The sequence below is a fragment of the Paraburkholderia sp. RL17-373-BIF-A genome, from assembly GCF_046030175.1.
GTDB lineage: Bacteria > Pseudomonadota > Gammaproteobacteria > Burkholderiales > Burkholderiaceae > Paraburkholderia.
This window is the reverse complement of the sequence record NZ_JARESO010000075.1, coordinates 1-24,103: the sequence shown is the minus strand read 5'-3', so window position 1 is coordinate 24,103 and position 24,103 is coordinate 1. Positions and strand designations below refer to the sequence as shown.

Below are 24,103 nucleotides of genomic sequence, written 5' to 3'. Positions count from 1 at the left end.
CGCAGTCATGACCGCGTTGCTACGCGACGCAGCCGTACGCGTCGCTGCAACGACGTCCGCGATGTCCTGCTAAAGGTCTGTGTACGCGGCCGGCTCGATCCCATCCTGCGTCATGATCCCTTCACCGCGTCCTTGACCGCGTTAGTTGCGGCAAATCTCACACCCTGTCCCAGAGCAATCGGAAGTTCGGCGCCAGCCGCCAGGCTATGGCCGGTGGACACAACATGTTCGCCCACCGGGAACCGACTGAAGCTGTCCAGTTGCATGGACTCTCCCTTCGTGAGTGTGCCTGCGATGATCCCGGACACGGCACTGGCCGGTTCGCCAGTCGCCGCTTTGCCGTCGCCGGCGGTCACCGCCTCGACACGTTCCTGCCTGTTCATAGGGAGCCTGTGTTGCGGGATGAAACCGGTACCGTATCCCATGGCGGGTGACGCTGGCAATGGCCGCGGCTTCCATCGAGCATTTGAGATATCTGCCCGTCTCCGGCAAGCGTGAGCTTCGCCAAAGTTACCCAGAAAGAGCAGCGTTAAAACCGAGCTATTCAGATAATCCTTCTTGTCACAATACGTTTTTCTTCATCTAAAGTTGCGGTTATGAAATCGCGTCACACCCCGGGCCGGCTCCCCTGATCCCGTCCTTCCGGGCGTGTGACGATGCCAGCTGACTCGATCCGCGCTTCTTCGAGCGTCGCGTCGGAGTAATGTCTCTTGCCGCTCGACCGGAAGTTGCGCGATCACAGCTCCATCCGGCTTTTCGCAATTGCTACGGCGACCTTCCGGTGCCAGGCCGCGATCGGCTTTACAGGCGACCCATGTTGACTTGGCGAATGCCCTTCGCGTCGCGCAACGGGATCGCGGCACGATTCAGTTCGCGTCTCAGCTGCTCGGCGCCGCGCATGCCGGGAAGACGCCACTGCGGATTGTTCGAGTCGCTGGTCGGCACGAGCACCGTGCCAATACCGAAAGGTCGTTGCCACCAGGGATGCAACGACGTCACATCATGGATGCGGAAGAGTTCGAGGCTCTACCTGCCGGCTGAGAATGCCCCGCCTGCAGGTGATGCGGGCCGTGTCAATGATGGTTTCGGTGTACGCCGTACACAGGTACGCGACGACGGTGCAAACCAGGGCACCGGCCAGTGCGTCAGCGCATACAGGTAGGCGGCAAAAACAGCGATCGCGCCGACGCCGCCCTTGATGTAGGCCGGCAGATTCACGATCTGCGACGGCGTGCCGCTGAAGATTACGCCGGGCGCGACAGCAACCGGGCCGTCGCGGTCGATGTGTGCAAGCTGGTTCTTTTTTCTCTCAGTTTGATGATTCATCGGTCAATATCTGGCCCACTGTCGGGTGCATCGGGATCAGCAGGCGATGCCGCATCCTGGTCTGGATTGGACGGACTTTCCGCAGTGGGTGGCGGCGGATGGCGCACGGCATCGCGCAGGTCGTCGCGCTCCCATGCGTCGCGCTCAAGCTGCGCTGCCCGACGTTCCAGCGCTTCGGCATCGAGCTCCGCAAGCCGGACCAGCCGGATACTCTCCAGGTGCGGCTGATCGAACACGATGCGCATGCGAGTGTCGGCTGCTACGCGCGCCGCGGCATCCTGGAACGCCTCGGGTCCGGACAGCGATAGCGTGGTGCCGAACTTCTGCTGCGCGAAGCGCAGCGCAATCTCGATCGCCTCGCGCTCGCTATCCCACAACCGCAACGTACGACCCTCGTCGACGAGGAACGCCGCGCCGTCCTTGCGGTAGTCGACCTCGCCACTGGCCCGCACCTCGTACGTGATCGACGGACCGGCGTAGATGAGCTCGTTGCGATCGTGCGCGGTCGATCGCTCCACAGCATGTGACGGCTTACTGAAAATGACCGCGCGTTCGTCGTCTGCACGTTTCGTCCGCAGGCGGATCTGCTGCATCCGGCGCAACTCACGCAGCGCCCGTTCGTCGCCTTTCTGAGCGCGCTCCTGCAGGAAGTCACGATACTGCTTCGTCAACGGCCGGCTTGCGGCGCCCTTCAGCGCGTCCCGCTCTTTCGCGATCTGCACACGCAGCGCGGCCTCTGCCTCAAGGCGCGCAACACGTGCTGCGGCCAACTGCTCGCGGCGCTGCGCGCCTGACAAGTCCACGCGGTCGACAAGCGCGCTGCGGGCACTGTAGAACTCCGCTTTGACCGCCTTTCGGCGCTCACTCTCATGGTCGGCCTGCGCATCCCGCGCGCGACGTAGCTCGTTCCGGTATGCCGAGCGCCATTGCTGGAACTCGCCCCATAGGTCCCGTTCAGGCGTACGCCTCGGTGCATGCTCTGGATCACGTCCTGTCTGTGCACGATAGGTCTCGCGCAGCAGCTGCGCAGCCTCCTCCCATGACAGGTTCATCTCTTTGGTGAGGAAATCAGACACATTCAGATTGCGCGAACCGGCGCGGATTCTGTCACCGCCATCCGCGCCTTTACCGATCGCATACTTTTCGACGATCAGTCCGTGCGAGTGCGCGAGCACGGCCAGCAACCGGCCCGCGTCTAGCGTCGCACGGATCTCGGTGAACTCATCCCGCTCCCGGGCACGTCGCGCCGTGCGAGCCTCGGACAGGTCACGCGCAAACTGGTCGCGAACGGTATCGGCTGCCCGGCCCGTCGACGCGCGCGCACTCGCATTGAAATCGACCGACGCAGCGTCCGTCGTCGGCGGTGAATCAGTTGGCCGGACCTCGAACGGCAACGATTCGATCGCATCGAACGATTGCACATCCGCGAGGCTGCGGATTTCCTCACGTGGTCCGAACCCTGCAGGCAGGCGGCCGCCGCTCAGATCAAAAGGCTCGCGTGCGCCGAACGGGCCTCCAGCCCGCATGAATTTCTCGGCACCGGTTCGCGCAAGACGCGTCCGCCCTGCCTCGTCTGCCTGGTCCCACGCGACAAACATGCGATCGACCATCGCTTTCCATTCAGGCGCGCCGGCGGACCTGTCAACCGCATCGCGCTCGCCGGACCATTGCCAACGATCCTCCCTCTCGTGGTAACTTCCGCCGGGTTCGAAGTCGCGGTCGGCACCTTCGCGCCATCGCAGCCGCGGCACCGAAATGCCTAGCTGTTCTCTTCCCGCTCGCTCGCGATCGCCAGACCATCGCAATGCGTCAATTCGTTCGGCTTGCTGGTTTCCCAGCTCCAGTAGTGCATCAGGCGGCAGAAGCACTTGACGTCGCGCGGCGTCGCCATCCACACCGCGGCCGGACACGCCATGCACACGGTGGGCGGATTGGGACGGCGCGCCGGATCGATCGAAGCGAGCGTCAAAGTCGTGATCCGCTCCGGCCCGCCATCGCCCCGTGATTTCCCGGTGCGCGCGTTCGAGCTCGTTCCACCATTGCTGCGACTGCCCTGCCCGTTCTGGCTCCCGCCCGGTGCCGCGCTCTCGCGCCCGCCCTCCTGCTCCGGCGGCTCCGATTCGCCGCCAATCCCGCCAGTGTCCGGATCGATCGTGGGATTGTCGTGTGCGCTCATTAAGCCCTCCTGTTGCGTCATAGAACCGCTGTTCGCGGTGTTCGAGAATGCGTCGCTGCTCCGCCGACGACGCGGCCTGATACGTCTTGTAAAAACTGCTACCGCTGTTCAGATACTTGATCTCGCGCGCGCGCGTGTCGTGCCACGCGCCGAGCGCATCGAGATAGATCTGCCGTGTATCGCGCGATACGCCTGGCTCGACGTACTGCGCATGCACATTCGATTCGAGCGACTCACGCTTGGCCGTAGCATCGAGTTCGATGAACTCGCGCGAAAACACGAACTCCTTCAGGTTCACACCCTTCGAGGCACCGGCCGGTTTGACGTTCTCGTACTCCGACTCCCTGCCGGCATTGCGCGTGCGCGTCTCGCAGTACTCCGTGATCAAGGCCCTGAAGTCGTCATACCGGGTCACATCACGCGTCATCACCGCCTCAAGAATCGAGGCCTTCAGCTCGCGGTTAGCGCCCTCGAACACATCGCCCTTGTACCGGCTGATCATTTCGGACGCGTCCGTGAACTGCACACGCCGGTTGTCCTTTGGGCTCGCGAGCCCGTACTTCGCGTTAATGTGCTCCTGAAAGGCCTCGAGGTAGCGCTCGTTATGGTCAACCTTCCCAAATGGATCGAGCCGTCGGCCTGTCACAAGATTCATTTCCGGAATCACGATATGCACGTGCACCTTGCGTTCGACCGGCTCCCCCGTCTTGCGGTCCGCGTAGCTCTTGATACGAGGCACGTGCGCTTCGGCGTAGAAGTTGTATTCGTCCCGACGGTACGCGGCAAACGCGAACGCCTCGAACTCCCGAACAATCTCACCTAACAGCTCGCGGTCAACCTCGTCTTCCTTGAATGACAGCGTGACATTCAGGTAGCGCTCGGCGTCTGTGTCGATCGACTGGATAATGTCGTTCGTCAGATCGAGATCGCCGGCGAGTATCACGCGCTCGTCCATCTCGTCGCGTTCCATCTCGCGACCCTGCTTCTGGCCCTTCTCCAGATAGTCCTTGATCCCGTCGTGATAGCCGCGTACGCGTATGAGCATCGCCCTACCCCTGCGCCTTGCGCTCGGCAAGCCAGCGCTGCGCCCCTTCGATTCGGAACAGCAGCGTGCTGTGCACGGTCGACGGCAACAGATGGCCGGCAGCGGAGACCGACGCCCGGGCGCTGTCCCAGTCCGTCTGCGTCAGCGTATGCACACCGGCATGATCGCGATCGAAGTGCAGCTTCGTCTCCAGCTCGATCACCGCCATAATGGCCGCCTGCTTTTGATCCATTCCCATCGCTATCAGTCGACCTTGTTCAGGGTTGCCCTGAGGTACTGCCCGATCAGCTGCAGCTGCGTGAGCAACTGCTCGTAAGTCGCTTCCGAAAGCTTCCCGCGGACGTGTTCGGAGTTCGCGCGGTGTGCAATCTGGTTCAGGTTGTTACTGGTCTTGTTGAAGATGTACAGCAGCCGCTTGCGGTCCCCGCTGGCCACCGGCCGCGCGATCACCTGCGTACGGTTGGTCAGCACCGCCTGCCGGAAGAACTCCGATTGCGTCATCCCGCTTTGCGCCACCTTTGCAAGGTACGCATCTCGATCCGCATCCGACAGACGGAACGCGATCGGCTTGCCCAGCCCTGCCCCGCCATTGCTTTTTTGCTTTGGCATCACCAGAGCCCCGTCGAGCTACTACGGTCGATGTCAGCGCCGACCATCGCGAACTGCCTGCCGTCGTCATCGATCGGGTGCGCGCGAAACTCGTATTCCGGCCAGCGCAACTCGCACTCGCGCAACGCACGCATCGCCTGGTCACCCGTCATTGGCCACGTATAGCCTGCCCACGGCAGATAACGCGGCTCGCTGCCGCGCTCGTCGGCACGCGGCCCCACTACAAGCTGGATCACCCATTCGCTGCTCGGAATCATCGCCAGACCTCCGTATTCATTACGCATACCAGGCAGTGCTTAGTGTCCGTAGCGGAGTTGCCGACACGCGGCCGCGGCAATAAACCGCGGCGGGGTTTCAAAGGGGCCCGCCCCTTTGGCACGAAATATTTTACGGAACGCGTAGCGTTGCGTAAACATATTCGACGTGCCTCGCCCCGCTTTCGCCACACATTATTTCCTACGCATATTCTGCGACGCTACTACATCAATACATCACGCATTGCATGGGAGTACTACCCAATACAACCTTGCCCCTACATGCTGTCGTCATTCATACTACGCCCATACTACATTTACTCGCCATTTTCCCAATGGATCACGAACAACTTGCTTCCGCGCTGCGCCGCCTTGCCAGCACAAGCCCGAAACGCAGCAAGGCTTCCCATCTCAAGGCCCTCCTTCCGGACATCGAGGCGGCGCTCGCCGCTCGCGTTCCCGCCGCTGATATCCTGAATACCTTGCGCGAACAGGGACTCGATATCTCCCTTCGGACGTTTCACGGAACCCTGTACAGGCTTCGAAAGATCGCATCTCCGCCCAGTTCCGGAAGCAAATCCGGCGCTGCGGCAGCCCGCCCCAGCGCCCCGCCCCCCGTGACAGCCTCCCGGGCAACAGCCCCTCTCGAAGCGCACAAGCCTGCCCCTCCCACGACCAATGCACCGGCACCTGCACCGGCCCAGACTCGCATCAAAACCTTCGAGCAATTGCAGTCTGAGAATCCCCACCTCTCAAGCATGCAGTTGAACCGCCTCTACGCCGAACAGTACGGCGAACCTCGCGTGAGCAACGCCGATATTGACGCGCTCAAGAAAAAATATCCTAAGCACACGAAACCCTGAACCGCATCGCCCCGCCGCACTGCGCCGGGTCGGGCCGCTCCCCATGCATTCTGCATGGGTCCCCGTGGCCCTCGATACGGGCGCGCGGCGCGCGCGATACCACCTTGGTTCACACCACGCAGTTACATTCTGTTTCGCAAATCGCGGCGCCTTCAGGCGTGCTCCCTGGCATAATCGCCCTGCCGCTGCTTGGCCCCCAAAAGCACGCGGTAGGAGCCTCGGAAAGCCGGTCTTCGTACCGGCTTTTTTTTCCTGTGCAGTACTCGTAAAGCAAAAAGCCGCCCCGGCTTTCACCCGGACGGCGGCATGTGACAACCTGCATTTACGCGAAGTGCATCACGGCTCAGGCGGCTTCGGCTTCCTCCGCATCCCCGTCGTTGCACTCATCCTGCGTGCCGTCGGCATCGCTTTCCTCGTCATCCTCCCAATGGCCGTACGTGACATGTTTCGGCACCTCACGGTTGCGCAGCACTTCCGGCAACCAGCCCGAGTCCGTCATGCGAAGTTCGGCGGCAGCGGCGGCGTCCCCCTTTTTCATCCCGCGCAGTTGACCTACGGCCTGCGGCGAAATTGTCTCGCCGACAACCGTCACGATACGATCTTTCGAGACGTGCTCGAAATACCCTGCACGCGTTGGCTTCCAATAGCGCGTGAGGTCCAGTTCCAGCGTGTTCGCCACTTCGTTGACCGGGTGCGCCCGGTCAACGGGACTGATGCTGTCTACCGTCGCGGCCACACAGAATGCAAACAGGTTCGACATCACGTCCACGTCCTGTTGCAGCAGCCACGCGAGCAGTTCATCGGTGCGCTTCGGCAGCATCCGGCTCCACTTCGTCCGCTCAACTTCAAGCGCCTTCCATGCAGCGCTGTCGGCCATGTCGTCGGCGTTCGACACCAGCGCATCGCGCGACGTATGCACGTCGATCCGCACCGCATGATCGATGTATGACTGTCCGTACACGTCATCGAACACAGCCGGAATCATCCGGTACATCAGCACGGCCAGCGCAACGGTCGGCTGCTGCGCAAGCTCGATCTGTACCGCAGCCGTGCGGTGCGCGCTCAGACGTTTGCACAGTTTTTCGCCGTGCAGGGGCCGGACCTTCGCGGGCAGGTCGCGATTTCGCTGCGCATGCGTGAAGTGAGCGATACTGCCCGCGTCTGCGTCGTTGATTTCCCGGCACCGCAGGCCACGCGTAATCTGCACCTTTCCGTCCTCATCAATGGCGACGAACGCACCGGCCTGCTTCATGTCGTCGGCGGCGAACGTTTCAAAGCGCTCGGCATAGGCGTCAACAGCAGCCGAAGCATCGTTGAGCGCGTTGTCCAGCTTTTCCCAAAGCGCCTCGTCTTCCTCGCTGTCCTGATCGGCATAATACGCATCGAGCGCGGCCTTCGCCTCGTCGCGCGTGGCAACAAGCTTCGCAAGCTCGGCCTTTTCCGCTTTGGTTGGCTTGCGTGTGGTCGATGCGATCCGGTCGTACTGGAACAGTTCGGCCTGGTCACAGCGGGTCCGCGTCTCCACGAAACACCAGCCCTCAGCGGCTACGGCCTGGGATAGCTCGATCAGGCGGTCAGTCGCAAGCCGATGCAGCAGGTCCGCGTCCGCGATGTATCCGGCGTTCTGGTCGTCGGAAAAAAGATCGCGACGCACATAGCCTCCTGCGGCCTCGTAAGCGTCCAGCCCGACAAATTTTGCGAGCGGATTCTCCCTGGCGTCGAGTTCCGCTTTCGTCAGCGCTGCGCGAAGTTCCGCGGGGCGACGCAGCCAGGGCGTCTGGGCGTCATTCCACACGCGCTCCTGCGTCGCATAATCGTCGGCCAGCGCAAGCGCCTTTGCCTGCTCGCAGTCCAGCTTGTCATCGCGCAGAAGATCGAGCAGCACCGGCGACAGGTTTGCGATCTTGAGCGCACGGCGCACGACCATTTCCGACACCTTGAACAGTGCCGAAATGTGCGCAATGCTCTTGCCTTCCTCGGTCAGCAGCCGGAACGCGCCACATTCGTCCGCGATATGCATGGTCTCGCGTTCGCGGTTTTCGATCAGCGACGCGGCGACGGCTTCGCCCTCACTGACGATCAGCACCGGCACCTTGAAGTCCTTAGTGATTTTGCCCTGCGAGAACAGCAGATCGAGCGCGGCGAGACGCCGCTGACCGGCGCAGACCCCAAGCTTCGGCTGCTTCGCGCGCGACCCTTTGACGGGGTGCACGACGAGATTCTGCATCAGTCCATTCCCCACAATCGTCCCGGCCAGCGCCTCGATGCCGGTGGGTGCCTTTTTGCGGACATTCAGCGGTGAGCGGCACAGCCGTCCGTATTGGACGTATTCGATCTGCGCTTCGTTGCCGAAGTTAGCTTCGAGAACGGATTCAGTTACACGGATTTCAACGACTTCCATTATGGATGCCTCCGGAAATGGGCCGCAGCGGAATGCCGGGCCACAGGGATATGATAGGTCGAATTGCCCTTATAACACGCAGTGATTCGATTCATATTTTAAATATATTTATATTTATGATTGAAAAACAGGATCGTGAAAAATCTTGATATAAAGGTCAATACGACCTAATATAAAAGCGTGGCCCGGCATTCTGCTGCGGCCCATTTCCGGAGATAACCGTGATTGACAATGAAACCAGAATCTCGTCGGCAGTCGTTGTCGATGAGTTGCGTCTGAATTTCCTTCCTCACTACCTGGGCGCGCAATACCTTCGGGGCGAGGCATTGGTGTACGACTGGGCTGCCCGCCTTTCGAGTGCCTACAAGGGCGGTTCGTGGGACTTCTTCCAGTTATCGAACAGCGGCTTCTATATGGCTCCAGCGAATTGCGGACGGGTGCCTGTGCGGTGGCACATGAACGGCTACAGCGACACGATGGGCGCTGACGCGTTCGGCATCGTCGTCACGCTGTTTGCCCTGTGCCATCTGGCGGAAAAGTGCGGCGATGACAGGATCGTTGACCACTACCACGCGCTGCGGGCCTACGCGGCGCAGCACGTAGAGGCCGCCAACATTCTGCGCGCCATCGACTGACGCATTGACCACTCACGGCTCCGGCCTGTGGGCTGGGGCTGATCCTGATATTGGGGAACAGCATGGACACCACTTACCTGACAAGCCGCTTCGGACGCACCGCAGTTGGCACGCGTTCGGATCGCCCGCTTACGAATGACGAGATTGCTGAGGTTGCCCCGTCGATCTTCGCGCTGTCCGCGCACGAAAGCCGCTCGGAACGGTACACCTACATTCCGACCAGCGACGTACTGGACGGCCTGCGCAAGGAAGGTTTTCAGCCCTTCATGGCCTGTCAGACCCGCGTACGCGCCGACGACAAGCGCGCACACACGAAACATATGGTCCGCCTGCGCCATGCCGACCAGATCACGGGCCGTGAAGCCAACGAAATCATCCTTCTGAACAGCCACGATGGCAGCAGCAGCTACCAGATGCTCGCCGGGATGTTCCGGTTTGTGTGCCAGAACGGTATGGTCTGCGGAGACACCATTGGTGATATCCGCGTGCCTCATAAGGGCGATGTGGTCGGCCAGGTGATCGAGGGAGCGTTCAAGGTGCTCGACAGCTTTGAGGCAGCGACCCATCAGCGCGAGGGGATGGCCGGTCTGGCATTGACCAACGGCGAACAGACCGCTTTCGCGCGGGCCGCGCTTGCGCTGCGGTACGACGACGAGAAGCCCGCGCCCATCACTGAACGGCAACTTCTAACACCCCATCGCATGGAGGATCGCGGACCGGACCTGTGGACGACATTCAATCGCGTGCAGGAAAACATGATCAACGGCGGCCTGCGCGGTCGTAATGCGAATGGGCGGGCAACCACAACCCGCGCCGTGACCGGCATTGACCAGAACATCAGGCTCAACCGCGCCCTCTGGGTGCTCGCCGACGAACTGTGTCGCCTGCGCGGCTAACAGGTGCGCCCGGCCTTCGGGCCGGGCATGACCTCAACTATGGAAACCGACATGGATACCGCTCACATCCGCCCAACGTGGCTGACCGCCCTGCTTCCGCTGCTGGCCGTCTATCAATACGGCGATCGTTCTCTGGTTCGCGCGGAACTGTTCCGCATGGCCTTGTCCGCCGATGCCGCAGCGCGCTCCGCCGAAGCACTCGACCGGATTGCCAACATGCTGGACCGCGACGGGCACCCAATCGACATGCACCGGGAAGAGTTGCGCGCGATAGCCCGCAACGCTCTCTCCGAGTTTCATCGTGTGCCACCCCGTGCCCCGCAGCCTGCCGTACCCGAGTCAGGATTTTGAACGAAAGTTGCCCTCTGTTTCATTCAAACTTTAAGGAGTACCAATCATGAACAAGCTTTTCTTTACTGGCCGTGTTGCCGCCGCCCCTGTGCTTGCGAATCACGGTGATTCGAAGGTGACGAAATTCACCCTGATTTCCAACGAGTACGCCGGTCGCGACGAAGGCAGCGGTGAAGCGAAGGAGCGTCAGGTGAGAATCCAGTTCACCGCGTTTGGTTCGCGTGGTGAGGCCATCGCCAGAAACGTTCTGAAGGGCGATCAACTGATCGTTGAGGCGAAGCTGTCGAACAACGATTTCACGGACGGTGAAGGCATCGAGCGTTACGGATATAACTTCACGGTCGATAACTTCGACTTCGGCGCGCCTGGCGAACTCAAGCGGACGCAACTCGCGCGGCGTCAGGAATGATGCATGTCGGCCCCGGTTCATGCCGGGGCTGTTGACCGGCACAGGAGATGACGTTGAAACCTTGGGCTGCGGTGGTTCCTTCCAGCTGATGCCTGGCCGAAAATTGCCTCAGCGGCATGGGCGTCCCAGCCGTCCGGAAAGGGCACCCCCTTCCTGCCAAACCTTGAGCCCGGATAACCGCAGGCGTCACGCGCGCGCCGGCGCGCCCGGATCGAGGCGCACGGGGACCCGCGCCAGTAGGCGTGGGGAGAGCGCCGGCGCGGCGCATTAGCGCCGGGACGATCCGGTACAGCGCAAACGAACCGCGGCCGGGGTCGTCAAGCAGCCGGAGGCTGCGTGTTTCCTCCGCGGCGAAGCCGTGGGGGCTGGATCCTGGATCGGCTTGCGGACCGCTGAGGCCGGCGCTGTCGTACGATCCCTTATACGGATTGGATCAACAGGACCTGACATGGAAGGCAGAACGATCTACGCTCGCGCCGACGAACTGAAAGGTCTCAAGGCACACATGGTTGTGACCTGGCGCGAACGGCAGCAAGGAACTGGCGTTGGGTACAGTAGCGAATATTTCCGCGGGATGGTTTCCGGGCTTGCATTGGCCGATGCCCTCGATGCAACAGTGTCGTTCAGCATCGCCGCTTTTATTACCGAACGCGGGTACGAGGCCGAAGCCTCCTACTTCGGACCATCAAGGTAACACCATGAACATTCCGCCCCGCCCGAAAACGCACCGGATTACCAGCGACGTGCCCGAGCACCTCCTCGAGGCGTTCCGGCACACCATCACCGAGTCTTTTGCGAACGCGCACGGCGGCCAGACACCAGCGCAGCGCGCAGCGGAGATCCGCGTTGGCGATCGTGACCGCGGCCTCGATTCGCTCCTGCAGCTCGTTGACGTGGTCGAAGGCCAAACCGGACAGGCGGAGACCGTCGCCGAATTTCTCGCGGGCCTGTACAACGGCACCGACTACCGTTTCGACCTCACGGCACTGCGGGCGCTGGACGACGATCTGTTCGAGCACTGTCTCGCCGTGCTGCGACTCCACCACCGCCCGATTGTTGAAGTGCACGGCTATTTTCCTGGCGGTGAGCAGCGCTGGCAGCAGATAATCACGCGCTGGAATCTGGACAAACGCCCCGCGCCGGAGCTGCCGCCGGTTCATGGCGAACGCTATCAGGGCCGCTATGTGACGAATCAGGAAGCACCAGGTTATCGCGATATGACGCTGGTGGTGGCGATTGACGGGGACCCAGCACGCCAGTTGCCGATCGAACTACGCTTTTCAGCTGGCGACTCGGAGCGTATAGCCACGATCTTATCGACCTGCATCGCGGGGCGTGGCGGCCGCGTGAGTGGCACGAAAGGCCACTCGACATGTAGGCAGGCGAGCTGCGGCCGCAGTGGCTTTAGATTCCGGGCGCACGCCTTATGCGCCAGTAGTTGAGACGAACGTAAGAGTACCAGGGGAAAAGCATATGGCAGTTGACACAAACACGACAATCCGACGCGAATGCTTGCAGCCCGCGATCTATTGGGCCAAACCGACCGGGGCGGAAATCCAGGAGGTAGTCCGGCTGGCCGGTTTTACCGGACGTAGTGCAGCGGAATTTCTGGACCTCGCTGACAAGAGCGGGCGGCAGATACGTCGTTGGATCAGCGGCGAAAATGAAATCCCCTATTCCGCATGGGCGCTACTCTGCCATGCCGCCGGATTTGGCCACATCTGGGAAACAGAAGAGTAGCCTCGAAACGCTGATGATTCGCAATCCTGCGGTTCCTGTATCACGCCGGGGGCGCGACTGATCGGGGTGCCCCTTCAAGAGTCGGACGTTTACGTACGCGAGGCTGGGGCCATCCCAGTATTTCCGAATCTTCAGATGCCCTCTTCCCTGACGGCCTCCCCGAGTGTGTCACGTAACAAAACGAAAAAAGATAGAGCGATGCCATGTCGGGTTGCAACCGGCTTTGCGCCGTGAGCGATCCTCTCCGGGGAACGACACCCGGGCTGGGACCCGACACCTGCAACCATCTGCCCGGATGAATACATGCCGTGCAAGGCAGCTTGTGCATATTTATGCTACGCGTAACGAAATACCATATTTATCGTTATGAATAACGTAAAATAGATGGAGTCAACCGCACCAGGATGGATCATGCCTTCACCGGCAAACGACAAGGTAACCGGCACCACGGAAAAGCGTGGCCGTGGCCGGCCACGGAAACCGGATGCGATGTCGAACGCCGAGCGTCAGGCAGCGTGGCGAGCCCGACATGGCGCGCGCACAAAATCCGTTACTGTAACGAAAAATACCCCTCTGCCTGCCGACTCCCATGACGCCCTGGTGCGGGAGTGCGAGCAGCTGCGTGGTGAACTAGGACAGGCGCGGCGCGAGCTTAAGACTGTGTCACGGGCGAAGCCGTCTGCCCAAGCTCCTTCTGACGTGGCGACGGTCCTCGGACGGCTTCCGCGTCAGGAAGACGCGGATTCTGGCGAGCGGCGTCTGCACCTGACGATGACTGGCACCCAGTTTTTCGCGCTGGAGCGGTTGGGCGCGCATTTCGGCCTGTCCCGGCGTGCTGTGATCGAGCGCATGATCGACTGGGCCGACGACACCTTTTCGAGGTCACTTTACGACGACGAAGCCGCATTTAACCGTTACATCGACCGTGACCGTAACGAAAAATAATCCCCCGCACTGACTGGATCGGCACGAGCCAGTTCAAGATCCAGCAGGACCGGTTCCGCCAGTGGTGGTCCGTCTGGCTACGCCCCCAAACGCATGATGTAATCGGTTTTGACAACACACAGGCACCTTGAATAGCGGCACCCCGCGAAGCAAGGCCGGCGGGTTGGTTGATCACACGCCATCGTCCGCTTGCCACTGCCACACGAAATGCTCGTCACGATCCCTTCGCAGCAGCGCGCCGCAATAACCGAGGGTCGGTCAACCACTCATCACGCGCTCCAACCAGGACGAGCGCGAAGTCCGGATGATTGGGATTGAGCAAATAATTGGATTCTGCAGGAACGACCGCACTGGGAACAGCCAGCGCGGCGCTGGTTCGCTTCCGCTCCCACGCCGATCCAAGTTGCTGCAGTTCGGCCCGCGCTGAAATGTCCCGCCAGTCGTGAGGCAAACTGGCGGGATCGATACGTTCGACGATTTTCTCGGGGAAACGGGCCGGGATCATCACATAGCGGGCACGCAGCGGTGAATCCTGGACCAACATCTCGAGCAGCGCGAGCGATTGCGTCTGCGCCGTATACACCAACGCGACGCCTTTGGGGTTCCACCGGCCACCGTATAATTGCGCTCCTTCCCCAGAAAAAGCGGTATCCGCATATCGCTCGGTCACCACCCGCCATGCCGTAACCATCACGCAAACACGCCATGCTCGATGCGTCCCAGCGTATCCATCACGCTATCGGTGCCAATGTCGGTATCGACAAGACTCAGCGGCGTGGCGTCTTCCAAGGCAGCAACCGGCATCTTAAGCCAGGCGAGTGCCAAGTCGAGATCATCAAACACCTCGGCAGCGCGCGCGGCGACACGCGCGAGTCGCAGCAGCTTGGCTGACTCCTCACGGCTCAACACCCCTTCCCGCTTGCGACGCGCCAAGGTCCGCTCCGGGATATCGAGCGCCTGCGCCAGTTCTGCTTGCGAAAGTCCGATGGATTTGAGCATCGCGTCCAGCGCCCGCGACGAAATGCCGTGGCGGACGACCTCCACCCATTCAAGGCCGGATCGGGGCGAACGCGGAAAGACCGACCGGCCTCCCAGCAATGAATCGGCTGATACCTTCTCGATGACGTTCACGGTTTTACCTCCTGCCATTTGGCATCTATTTTACACCAAAATGGCAGAGACAGTAGTTGCTGCCGGGGCATTGCCGGTCTGGGCCGGACGGCCGGCTATTTTCAGCGAAAGAGCGCGCCAAACCCCGTGGGGAGATCGGCGACACGCCCAAGCACCGCTCCGACGACAAGGTGCGCTCGTATGCCAGGAATCCGGAGACCCTGGCGTAAGGGAGCGAAGGAAGGCTGAGGCGGGCGATGCGCAACATGTACGCTGCGGAGGCCCACGACGGCACGTCACGGAGTCGCAAGATGCAAACGGCCGGCAACGGCCACGTGCAGCAGTGGACCTTTGCATCTACTTGCGTTGCACACGCGCGGCTTTTCTGGTTCGCCGGCAACAAAGGAGCCAAACGTATCGGCGATATCCGGCGCGGTCAGGATGTTGGCATCTGTGACCTGAGCCAGTTTGAGCATTTGATCCGTCGAGCGTGCAAGTGCGGTTCGTGCGCCGGCCGATATAAGACCTTTTTTGTTTGATTCCTTGACAGTATGAACCCAAGTTTCGCGCAGTCCCATTCCCCAAGGAGTCGACGATGACAGGCAAGACTGTCCAGGCAGCTGCCTGCCATCAGGAAAACGTGCGGGCGCGCGAGGACCCGGCAGTGCGGCTGATCGTCCAGGAGCTCGCGTTTCTCTGCGGAGTCATCGAGGTCGACAACACGCTGGATGTCTACGGGAAGCTGAACGACGAGTGCAGAGTGAAGGACGCGGCCATAAAAGCCGCCCGCGCGGGCGCCGAAGAAACCATACCGAACGCGAGGTGAAGACAGGCGCTTCCGAAAAATAGTCCGAAAGAAATCAACGACTTTGAACTTTGAATCCGATCGGTCGGGCGCACCTTCCAGTCTTGCGCCCGATTTTCTTACATTTTAATTACTCCAATTCGGCGGTTTCCAACCCGTGCCCAACTACCCGCGCGGGGACTCGGAATCCCCGTGTGATTGGTCTCGCAACAAATACCTAAAGTAAACCTTCAAGTTTACGAGTTTACCGGCTATTATTCGCCGAAATCGCACGTCATCGAACTTTGATGATTTTCGCGGTTTTCGATGACAACACCAATTCGCAGGTACCTCATGGTTACTAAGGAACTACCCCCGCCTCGCAAGGCAATTGGCATCGACCAACTGATCGCCATTGCTGACCGGGCAGAGGCGACGCTCGCGCAGCTGCGCGACGACCTCCTTGAGCCTTGGCCCAGAAAGATGGCGCCCATGCTCACGGCGTCGCGCGTGGCCAAGCTTTGCAAGATCGAGCGCACCCAGATCCAGTATCTGTGTACACGAGGTAACAAGAAGGGAGAGTATCCCACGGGCACCCTTACCGGCAATGGACGCAATCGTGAGTTCACGCTCGCGGAAGCACAGCAGTTCATTCGTCTCGCGGCGCCGTACAAGCGCCGTCCGGAAGGGGCGCTCGGCCTCGCGATGGCCATCGGGAATTTCAAGGGCGGCGTTGGCAAAACGACCAGCGCTGTGGCAATCGCTCAGGGTCTGACCCTGCATGGTCACAAAGTCCTGCTGATCGACCTCGATCCGCAGGCTTCGTCGACAACGCTCATGGGCTACGTTCCGACGCCGGAAGTCACCGAAGAAATGACGGTGATGCCGCTCGTCTACGAGGAACAGCCGGACCTGAACTACGCCATCCTTCCGAGCTACTGGGACAACCTGGATTTCATCCCGGCTTGCCCTGCTCTGTTTGGCGCGGATTTCTACCTGCCGAACCGGCAGTCGAAGGATCCGAACTACCAGTTCTGGCAGGTTCTGGAACGGGCGATGGGTCCGATCCGAGAGAAGTACGACGTGATCGTGATCGATACACCGCCGAGCCTTGCATACCTCGCCACCAGCTGTTTCATGTCGAGCGACGGCCTGATTGTTCCGCTGCCGCCCGAGACCCTCGACTACGCCTCGAGCGCGTCGTTTTTCCGGCAGTTCGCAGACCTGTTCAAAGCCTTGGCCGACGACCGCGACGTGCAGAAGGAATTTGCTTTTATCAGCATCTTCCTCTCGAAGGTGAAGCCGCGGGTCGACGCCACCGACGTCGTTCGGTCATGGATTCAGCAAACCTACCCGGAGTTGCTGGGTCGGGCAGAAATTCAGGATTCGGACGTGGTCAAGAACGCAGCAGCGGAGTTCAAGACAATCTACGACGTTCAGGCCTTGGGTCAGTACAGCCGCGCCATTGATTCGTTCGATGCCATGGTCGACGAGATCGAAGGGCATATTCAAGGTGCGTGGGCCGCGCAGCTGCTGAAGGAGAAGGAGAAAGCGAATGTCGAGTAAGTTGAAGGAACGCCTGATGGCGCGCACGGCTGGGGTCGCCGACAGAGCAGAGTCTGCGGCTGCGGCGCGCCCTCCCGAGGCAGCGCCACGCGCGGCGACCATGCCGGCGCAATTGGGCGCCTTCCGCCTCGAAGCACGTGAGTATCAAGAAAGGATCCAGCAACTGCAAACGGAACTGGAAGAGGCCAAGCGCAGTGGCAAGGGCTCGATGAAAGTGCTCTTGACCGACCTGCACGAGGTCCCGGGCCGGCGGCGCTACAAGTCGCCGGAGGCGTTCGCCGAACTGCGCGAGAACCTCCGGCACAACAAGTTGGCCACGCCTGTTGGCATCCGGCCTCGCGTCGAAGGCGGCTTTGAAATCGTCTCAGGACACTGGCGCACGGATTCCTATCGAGAACTGGGTCGGCTAGAAATCGACTGCGTGCTGGACGACGATTCGAGCGAGGACGAAGCGGCGCTCTCTGCGTTCTACGCGAATCTGTTGCAGTCAGACCTGACCGACTATGAGAAGTACCTCGGCTTCAAGGACATCCGCCAACGCTTCCCGGACATGACCCAGGCCAAGATGGCAGAGCAGGCCGGGGTGAACGAATCGGTGGTTTCCGCACTGATGGCGTTTGACGATCTCCCGGCTGAAGTTCTGGCCCTTCTGAACGAGAAGCCTGCCCTCATGGGCGCGACTTCTGGCTATGCGTTGGCGCGCTTGGTCAGAACCGGAAAGGCAGATCGGGTTGTACTCGCAGCCCAGCGGCTGGCGAACAAAGAGCTGGATGAAACACAGGCGGTGAAGTTCGCAAGCGCGGACCCGGCGAAGCAGAAGGCGACGCCTGCGGCGACGTCTTTCAAGGTCAAGGCAGGGCGGGGCACGTACTGTGATGTGCGTCAGGCCAAGAATGTCGTGCGGCTGGAGTTCCAGTCGGAGGCTGAAGCTCAAGCGGTCCAGTCGGCGCTAAAGGAAGTTCTGGAGCAGCGCGCAGCGGCAGCTCAGGCGGAGCAGACAGAGGTCGAAAAAAAATAGTTGTTTAAAATCAATGGCTTTGAACTTTGAATCTTTCGCGAACGGCGTCAGCTCGACGCGAAAAGGAATAACAAGATGAATTGATCACCGGGCATAAAAGACAAAAGCCTCCAGTTGGCGCTGGAGGCTTTTGAATACGGGCTTGCTGTTCACTCGCCCGGCTGCACTTCCCGACGGCAAATCGGGTTGAGCGTTGACACCTCGAAGTGTAGCCGATCGAATCAGGCAGTCAAGCGAACTCCATCCATTTTTCACGAAATGGACGCTGGATATGTCTATCGCGCAACACTTCGTTGCTGGCGAGGTAGGGTTACGCCCGGACTTCCCCGAAACCGAAAACGTCGATGTTTCCCCTGCTCCTCAGGCAACCGAGGACAGCGACGTGATCGTTCTGAGTTTCGATTCCGTCAACCTGCCGTGGGTCATCCTGCGGGCCGTCCATCGCGCTTCGCGCCTCGATGGCATCCCTGCTCGAGCGCGCTCCGTGTTGGCTGCCCTTGCACGCACCGTTGACGCCTCTAACCCGTACGGTCATATCTACGCCCGACGTGAGCTGCTGACGGAACGGTCGATGCAGTCGGAACGGACGTTCTACCGAAGCCTCGATGACCTGGAAACCGCAGGTCTGATCGCCCGGCCACCGCAACGCCGCTACGTGCAGGCGGGTCTCTTTGGTCGCGCCTATCTTCACCTGACCGAGCGTGCTGCCATCATTCTCGGGCTGGCAGCGGAGCCAATCCCGGCTGCTCAACCAGTCGAAGCAAAGGCTGATTCGGTGGATTCATTCAGCACCAATGCCGGAGCTCAACAAGCCGGTACCGCCGCGGCTGAAGCATTTTCCCATCGGTCTGCCAATCTGGCAGACGGTGGTATATATAAGGATCTTTTCCCTACCTCTTTGCAAAAGAGACAACCGGGACAAGTGCCTGTGGACCTTCAGCGTCTGCGGTCCCTGGGTTTTCGGGATTTCCTGATTTTCAAACTGATGCGCGAAGCACGTGAGCGGGGCAAGCGTCTGTCCGATGTTGTCGAAGCAACGTGGGAGCATCTCCAGAAAGCCAAGCGGCCCATCTGCTATCTGCGCGCCCTGCTGACCAGCACCGCCGATTTCTCATTCCAGATCCGCACCCGGTATGCAGAGCAAAACGCGGCGCGTGCTGCGGTCGAGGACCAACAGGCCGCCGAGTCGCTGGTTCGCCACGTCGCCGGTCTGTCCTTCGTCGACGCTACCGGTGAGCGCAAGCTCGTCGTCGATGCTGACGGACTGTCGCTATCGGTCTACAACGCGGAGGAGGGCATCGCACGTCGCGAGGCGGGTCAATGGCAACTGCGATTCGCGAAGGCACTCCGGAACGGTCAGATCCGACCAGCACAGCCGGATGATCTCGAAGCATTTGCCCAAGCGCGCCGTCAGGCGACCTCGTCCGTTCTCCCGAATGTCGATGCTCCGCGCATCGCCACCGAGGCTGTCACGGACCATCTGGCGATTTTAAAAGGAGCGTTGCGGCGGTTCTCCCCGGCGCTGGCACGTGCGGTGTGAGTAGGGCGCAGGCGAAAGGATTTAAGGCGGACAACGGTGAGCGCCGTCACGATCCTTTGGTCTATAACTGAGACCGGGCAGAAATATTCGAGTCGCATCCCAAACTGCGTCGAGGAGGCACTCAATGAAACGCCTGCTTTGTCTTATCGCACTGCTCGGCTCGCCGCTTCTCTGGGCATCTGCTATGTGGGCAGCCGGGCCTGCCGCCGTCGATCAAAACTACGCACTGACGGGTAGATCGATCATGAGTTGGGATAATCGTTCAAATCGCACGAAAACTGGCGGTTCGACCAAGACGTCATTGTCGATCAACGATTTACGAATGCGACGGGCAGCGCCGAGGAGCGCCGCGCGCTGCTCGCGCGCATCGTCCCGGAGGCGACCTTCAAGCGCCGCCGCGACCGGCTGAGCCCCGACGAGTCGGAAAAGACCGAGCGGCTCGCGCGCATCTTTGCCACCGCCAGTCACGTCTGGGACAGCGAGGACGACGCCCGCGAATTCCTGGCCACCGTGCACCCGCTGCTCGGGGACCGCACGCCGCTCGATGTCGCGCTGAGCGAACTCGGCGCGCGCCGCGTCGAGGAACTGCTGTGGAAACTGTTCTACGGGGTGCCGGCCTGATGCGGGTGTTCCGGATCGCGGACAGCCGCCACCCGGCGTGGAGTGGCACCGGCGCGATGCTGGTGGGCGGGCGCTTCAGCAGTCCCGGCCGGCCGGTCATCCATGGGGCGCTCGGTTTTGCCGGCGCGATGCTCGAAGTGCTGGTGCACGCACGGATCGGCAAGGTGCCGCGGCATCACGTGTGGGTGCAGACTGACATCCCCGACGACGTGCCGGTGGAGCAGGTCGGGGCTGACGGGTTGCCCGCAGGCAGGGACGGCCCGGACCTGCAGGTCGCGCGCGGCTTCGGCGACCGCTGGCTCAGCGGGGCGCGCTCCGCCGTGCTGGTCGTGCCGTCGGTCGTGGCGCGGGCCGAGTCCAACGTGCTGGTCAACCCGGCGCACCCGGCTGCGGCGCGTCTCGTCGTGTCCGTGCCGCAGCCGGTCGTGTGGGACCGGCTGCTCTTCTCGCCGCCTGAATGAGTGGCTCCTGAACAAGCTCACCTCTGCAGTCACGTTCGTGCCGCTCACGTGCTGATGTTCTTTCGCCCGACTCACTGCCCATGGCCAACCAGAAACAGTCGCTGACCCTGCCTCCGCCGCCGTCTTAAGAAGTAAATGTGGAAGCACTTGGATATAGAAACGACCCTGACCTAAGGACTCCTGATCGCTATGTGTTTCGAGATTTCCTTCCGAGCGACCGCAAGTAAAATCTGAAAATCGTGGACGTCGGAAGTGACAGTCTTAAAGAACGGCGGGGACGCTGTGCAAGGGAAGTTCGCGAGAGCCCGTGGAAGGCGATACACCGATGCAAAAAGCATTGCATCGTGAAACATCGCGCAGCAAACCTATAATGTGGCGAATGCCGTGTCTGACATGGCCTTTGAGCCGATTAAGCGAGAATGTTTCACGAGAAAATCGGGGCTGTAGCGGACGAGACGCGATTTATCCGCATATTTTTTGACTCCGAAGCGCGCCAACAACCCATGGAGGCGTGGGTTGTAAGATTTGTCACGTAAAACGTATATTTCGCTACAGACGGGTCCGCGTCGCGCCTGACGCGCGAAGTCTATCCCCAGAACGTGGCTGGCCCGCCTTATGCCGGCCGATTTCTCTGCCAAACTATTCATGGTTGTGGTGCAAATTCCGGCGCCTTGGTCTGTTACTCTCGAGCTTTTGACGACCACGAGCCAATGAGTAAGCTGGAAGATCTCGAATGGTTGTTCAACGGGCGTCATTTCGACCGCGAAGTCATCATCCTTTGCGTGCGGTGGTATTTGCGCTACAAGCTCAGTCTGCGTGATCTTGTCGAGATGATGGCTGAGCGCGGCCTGTCCCTCGCCCACACTACGATCCTGCGTTGGGTGAAGCGCTACACGCCGGAGTTCGTCAAACGCTGGAATCGGTTGGCTACGACAGCCGGTCAGTCGTGGAGAGTCGACGAGACCTACGTGAAGATTCGCGGCAAATGGGCCTATCTCTACCGCGCCGTTGACCGAGCGGGAAAGACGATCGATTTTCGCCTCAGCGCCAGGCGGGACGTGGCGGCAGCAAAGGCGTTCTTCGCGAAGGCAATCAGGACTCAGGGACGCGCTCCTGAGACGATCACGCTGGACGGCTACGCGGCATCTCATCGGGCGGTCCGCGAGATGAAGACCGACGGGTCGCTACCCAGGCGAACGAAATTGCGATCCTCGAAGTATCTGAATAACCTGATTGAGCAGGATCACCGCCACATCAAATCGCGGGTGAACGTGATGCTCGGGTTCAAGCGGTTCCGCAGCGCCGCCGTTATCCTCTCCGGCATCGAACTGATGCATCGAATTCGCAAAGGCCAGTTCGATCTCACCAGCATGAACCTCAAAGATACCGCTTCGCCCTCGATTTGGATGGCGGTTCTTTCAGCTCGATGAGCTATCCGAAGCAAGAGCGATTTCTCGCCAGCCCACCGAGTTTGCACCACAACCGCGCGGAGCATCATCGATCGCGTCAAAGACCCAGGTCCCTGGGTCGAACAGATGAAGCAGCGACGTCCTTTAAATGTCGTGATTGTCGCGATGGCTAATAAGCTCGCTCGAATAATCTGGGCGACGCTGGCTCATCGACGGCCGTACAGGCAAGACTACGCACGCTCAAAGTCAGCCTGATTTTTGCGTTCTCTGTAGGGCGGTTTCTGTCTCAAGGAATGGAGCGTCAAAAGTTGCGGCGGCATTCGAGTGTAATGACTGTAAGCGCGAGTTTCCGCCCACCTAGCTTCCGTGCCTGAGAAGGTCCACGATTGCGTCCGCAACCCAACTTGCGGACGCAATCCATGACCTGACCTTTTTGCCCTTGCGGGTGACACGCGTTGGTGCCGGCGGCAAGCGAAGCTTCGACCGTGCGGACAAGGTGACGGTCATGGGATCCGCAGATGCGGGTCGAACCACGGTCATTCCTGAAACCACAAAGGCCAGCGCAACACTCAAGTTGAGACCTCGAATGCCCGTCATCGCACGCTCCTCGATCAACTGCGCCGCAGAACCTTCAAGGACGACCACGCAGGGACTATATACCGAGGATCGTGGTTTGTGAAAGCGTGCCACGAGGCGCGATAACCAGCTATCGCATACGCCGTAGGCGGGCCGCAGCCGCTGGCTCGAACGACCGGTGAAACAGGAGATATCTTTTCGTGAAGGGTTTATTGACCAACGGGGCAATAAGATCTCCTTGCCACGAATCGCGTCAACAGCACCCACATCGGACCCTTCGCAAGTTTGCTATCTTGAGAAGTCGTGATCGGCGGCTAGGCCCTGTTCGGTGCGGTCGCAAGAGAATGCCTAGATTGAAACATGGGGGGCGCTATGAGTGTCGTCAGCCTGAACGAAAGCATCGATGGTAGCTACTGCCGAATGCTGGCACCCTTCATCTGATCGACGCGGCCAAGCACAGCGGAATGCGGACGCCACCCTCGCCACAGGAACCCCAGAGCCTACTCTGTCCTTACGTCGCGTTGGTCTATCCGTTTAACTTGCGTACCACCGTGCCATCTGCCCGCGCCTCTTATTGCAACACGAATGCCTTCTCACACCTCCAGGTTTGGGCGGCTTGGCCGCCGAGCTGGCCACGATGGAAATCGATCAGAATGGCGAAACAGTATCTTGAAGTTACTTTGTCCGTGCCGAAGAATTTTTGGGTGGTAGTGTCGACTTATCCGGTTTGGCAGGTCATTTTGAATAACGGTTACGGCGGGTCGCGCAAGGTGCATCCGGCAGCCTAAAAGATGCCATGATGGCGATAAACTTGGGCGGGACAACATGTTGGGGAGAACGAGGTTGGATTCACCTAACTGACAGCCCCGCTTTCGGTCCTCAACTTCACAAAACACCCATTGATTGACTTCGATCAATGTCGTCAACATTTATCGCACTCACCCTTGTACGCATCGGCGCGAGTAACGGAACCAGCACGCAGTCTGGTCGAAAGAAGGGGCGGGGCGCCGGGACGCCCGTTCACACGTGATGGAGCTTCCCATGACCGGTTGGGGAAGGAAGGATGCAGTCAGTATCATCCTCCGGGAGCATCAGCAACTGACGACGGCGATCGGCGGAATGCTTCAGTTTGTCCGACTGCGCGAAAATGGCAGTACAGTACCGGGTCTCGCGGTGCTTCGCTCGATCCTATATTACATTCGCGAATATCCAGAACGGGTTCATCATCCGAAAGAGGAACGGTATCTGTTCGCACGGATCCGCGCGCGGACCAGTCAAATCGACGAAGTTCTGAACGATCTCGATCGTCAGCATGCCGAAGGTGAGGCCAGGGTTCGAGATCTCGAGGACGCGCTGACCCGTTATGAA

27 protein-coding genes and 2 pseudogenes are annotated in these 24,103 nt (G+C 60.4%); 18 read left to right on the top strand and 11 right to left on the bottom strand.

Going from position 1 to position 24,103, the window contains the following annotated elements; genetic code table 11:
• Positions 1-110: 110 nt before the first annotated feature.
• The 7 genes from P0D80_RS43385 to P0D80_RS43355 form a co-directional block, all read right to left on the bottom strand.
• Entirely contained in the window at positions 111-383 is a 273-nt protein-coding gene (locus P0D80_RS43385) for an HU family DNA-binding protein (RefSeq protein ID WP_408293206.1), read from the bottom strand.
• Positions 384-801: 418 nt separating this feature from the next.
• Complete coding sequence (locus P0D80_RS43380; RefSeq protein ID WP_408293203.1) at positions 802-999, bottom strand: hypothetical protein; 198 nt, start codon at positions 997-999, stop codon at positions 802-804.
• Between the two features lie 27 nt (positions 1,000-1,026).
• Complete coding sequence (locus P0D80_RS43375) at positions 1,027-1,326, bottom strand: hypothetical protein (protein WP_408293200.1); 300 nt, start codon at positions 1,324-1,326, stop codon at positions 1,027-1,029.
• On the bottom strand, positions 1,323-4,547 hold the full coding sequence (locus P0D80_RS43370) for an LPD7 domain-containing protein (protein WP_408293197.1): 3,225 nt from the start codon (positions 4,545-4,547) through the stop codon (positions 1,323-1,325). Before P0D80_RS43370 ends, P0D80_RS43375 begins: the two co-directional genes overlap by 4 nt.
• 4 nt (positions 4,548-4,551) lie before the next feature.
• The gene (locus P0D80_RS43365) at positions 4,552-4,779 is read right to left on the bottom strand and encodes a hypothetical protein (protein ID WP_408293194.1); all 228 of its coding nucleotides are present in this window, start codon (positions 4,777-4,779) and stop codon (positions 4,552-4,554) included.
• A gap of 11 nt (positions 4,780-4,790) precedes the next feature.
• Positions 4,791-5,156 carry a plasmid mobilization protein gene (locus tag P0D80_RS43360; protein WP_408293243.1) on the bottom strand — a complete coding sequence of 122 codons (366 nt, stop codon included), beginning with the start codon at positions 5,154-5,156 and terminating at the stop codon, positions 4,791-4,793.
• Positions 5,156-5,413: a hypothetical protein gene (locus P0D80_RS43355; protein WP_408293191.1), complete on the bottom strand. Its 258-nt coding sequence runs from the start codon at positions 5,411-5,413 to the stop codon at positions 5,156-5,158. Before P0D80_RS43355 ends, P0D80_RS43360 begins: the two co-directional genes overlap by 1 nt.
• 332 nt (positions 5,414-5,745) lie before the next feature.
• On the opposite strand from P0D80_RS43355, the gene P0D80_RS43350 reads away from it, so the two are divergent.
• Positions 5,746-6,273 carry a hypothetical protein gene (locus tag P0D80_RS43350; protein ID WP_408293188.1) on the top strand — a complete coding sequence of 176 codons (528 nt, stop codon included), beginning with the start codon at positions 5,746-5,748 and terminating at the stop codon, positions 6,271-6,273.
• A 343-nt stretch (positions 6,274-6,616) separates the two neighbouring features.
• Here P0D80_RS43350 and P0D80_RS43345 read toward each other — a convergent pair whose 3' ends face one another.
• Positions 6,617-8,674: a ParB/RepB/Spo0J family partition protein gene (locus P0D80_RS43345; RefSeq protein WP_408293185.1), complete on the bottom strand. Its 2,058-nt coding sequence runs from the start codon at positions 8,672-8,674 to the stop codon at positions 6,617-6,619.
• Positions 8,675-8,895: 221 nt separating this feature from the next.
• Here P0D80_RS43345 and P0D80_RS43340 point away from each other — a divergent pair, with 221 nt between their 5' ends.
• The 8 genes from P0D80_RS43340 (at position 8,896) to P0D80_RS43305 (ending at position 13,650) form a co-directional block, all read left to right on the top strand.
• Complete coding sequence (locus tag P0D80_RS43340; protein WP_408293182.1) at positions 8,896-9,309, top strand: antirestriction protein; 414 nt, start codon at positions 8,896-8,898, stop codon at positions 9,307-9,309.
• Between the two features lie 62 nt (positions 9,310-9,371).
• Positions 9,372-10,205 carry a DUF932 domain-containing protein gene (locus P0D80_RS43335; RefSeq protein ID WP_408293179.1) on the top strand — a complete coding sequence of 278 codons (834 nt, stop codon included), beginning with the start codon at positions 9,372-9,374 and terminating at the stop codon, positions 10,203-10,205.
• Positions 10,206-10,244: 39 nt separating this feature from the next.
• Complete coding sequence (locus P0D80_RS43330) at positions 10,245-10,556, top strand: hypothetical protein (protein ID WP_408293176.1); 312 nt, start codon at positions 10,245-10,247, stop codon at positions 10,554-10,556.
• 46 nt (positions 10,557-10,602) lie between these two features.
• On the top strand, positions 10,603-10,965 hold the full coding sequence (locus P0D80_RS43325) for a single-stranded DNA-binding protein (protein ID WP_408293173.1): 363 nt from the start codon (positions 10,603-10,605) through the stop codon (positions 10,963-10,965).
• A 448-nt stretch (positions 10,966-11,413) separates the two neighbouring features.
• A complete protein-coding gene (locus P0D80_RS43320) occupies positions 11,414-11,659 on the top strand; it encodes a hypothetical protein (protein WP_408293170.1) in 246 nt (81 codons plus the stop codon).
• 4 nt (positions 11,660-11,663) lie between these two features.
• On the top strand, positions 11,664-12,407 hold the full coding sequence (locus tag P0D80_RS43315; protein ID WP_408293167.1) for a DUF7673 family protein: 744 nt from the start codon (positions 11,664-11,666) through the stop codon (positions 12,405-12,407).
• A gap of 31 nt (positions 12,408-12,438) precedes the next feature.
• Complete coding sequence (locus tag P0D80_RS43310) at positions 12,439-12,705, top strand: XRE family transcriptional regulator (protein ID WP_115783782.1); 267 nt, start codon at positions 12,439-12,441, stop codon at positions 12,703-12,705.
• Between the two features lie 411 nt (positions 12,706-13,116).
• Entirely contained in the window at positions 13,117-13,650 is a 534-nt protein-coding gene (locus P0D80_RS43305) for a hypothetical protein (RefSeq protein ID WP_408293163.1), read from the top strand.
• Positions 13,651-13,864: 214 nt separating this feature from the next.
• Here P0D80_RS43305 and P0D80_RS43300 read toward each other — a convergent pair whose 3' ends face one another.
• From P0D80_RS43300 to P0D80_RS43290, 3 genes are all read right to left on the bottom strand, one after another.
• Complete coding sequence (locus tag P0D80_RS43300; protein WP_408293240.1) at positions 13,865-14,341, bottom strand: RES family NAD+ phosphorylase; 477 nt, start codon at positions 14,339-14,341, stop codon at positions 13,865-13,867.
• The gene (locus tag P0D80_RS43295) at positions 14,341-14,781 is read right to left on the bottom strand and encodes an Xre family toxin-antitoxin system antitoxin (protein WP_007731380.1); all 441 of its coding nucleotides are present in this window, start codon (positions 14,779-14,781) and stop codon (positions 14,341-14,343) included. Before P0D80_RS43295 ends, P0D80_RS43300 begins: the two co-directional genes overlap by 1 nt.
• A gap of 275 nt (positions 14,782-15,056) precedes the next feature.
• The gene (locus tag P0D80_RS43290) at positions 15,057-15,338 is read right to left on the bottom strand and encodes a hypothetical protein (protein ID WP_408293160.1); all 282 of its coding nucleotides are present in this window, start codon (positions 15,336-15,338) and stop codon (positions 15,057-15,059) included.
• Positions 15,339-15,355: 17 nt separating this feature from the next.
• On the opposite strand from P0D80_RS43290, the gene P0D80_RS43285 reads away from it, so the two are divergent.
• From P0D80_RS43285 to P0D80_RS43245, 9 genes and pseudogenes are all read left to right on the top strand, one after another.
• Positions 15,356-15,586, top strand: a complete 231-nt coding sequence (locus P0D80_RS43285) for a hypothetical protein (protein ID WP_408293157.1) — start codon at positions 15,356-15,358, stop codon at positions 15,584-15,586.
• A gap of 285 nt (positions 15,587-15,871) precedes the next feature.
• Entirely contained in the window at positions 15,872-17,110 is a 1,239-nt protein-coding gene (locus tag P0D80_RS43280) for a ParA family protein (RefSeq protein WP_408293154.1), read from the top strand.
• On the top strand, positions 17,100-18,128 hold the full coding sequence (locus P0D80_RS43275) for a ParB/RepB/Spo0J family partition protein (RefSeq protein ID WP_408293151.1): 1,029 nt from the start codon (positions 17,100-17,102) through the stop codon (positions 18,126-18,128). The genes P0D80_RS43280 and P0D80_RS43275 overlap by 11 nt, the downstream gene beginning before the upstream one ends.
• A 271-nt stretch (positions 18,129-18,399) precedes the next feature.
• On the top strand, positions 18,400-19,668 hold the full coding sequence (locus tag P0D80_RS43270; protein ID WP_408293148.1) for a Cdc6/Cdc18 family protein: 1,269 nt from the start codon (positions 18,400-18,402) through the stop codon (positions 19,666-19,668).
• A gap of 321 nt (positions 19,669-19,989) precedes the next feature.
• Positions 19,990-20,289: pseudogene (locus tag P0D80_RS43265) on the top strand (Xre family toxin-antitoxin system antitoxin); the annotation flags it as partial.
• Positions 20,289-20,750 carry an RES family NAD+ phosphorylase gene (locus tag P0D80_RS43260; RefSeq protein ID WP_408293237.1) on the top strand — a complete coding sequence of 154 codons (462 nt, stop codon included), beginning with the start codon at positions 20,289-20,291 and terminating at the stop codon, positions 20,748-20,750. The pseudogene P0D80_RS43265 and the gene P0D80_RS43260, both read left to right, overlap by 1 nt.
• 710 nt (positions 20,751-21,460) lie before the next feature.
• Positions 21,461-22,180 (top strand): IS6 family transposase, encoded by a 720-nt coding sequence (locus P0D80_RS43255; RefSeq protein ID WP_408293145.1) that lies wholly within the window; start codon positions 21,461-21,463, stop codon positions 22,178-22,180.
• A gap of 54 nt (positions 22,181-22,234) precedes the next feature.
• A pseudogene (locus P0D80_RS43250) lies at positions 22,235-22,414 on the top strand (IS110 family transposase); the annotation flags it as partial.
• Between the two features lie 1,362 nt (positions 22,415-23,776).
• Positions 23,777-24,103: hemerythrin domain-containing protein (locus P0D80_RS43245; protein WP_408293141.1), on the top strand; the 327-nt coding region annotated here is incomplete at its 3' end.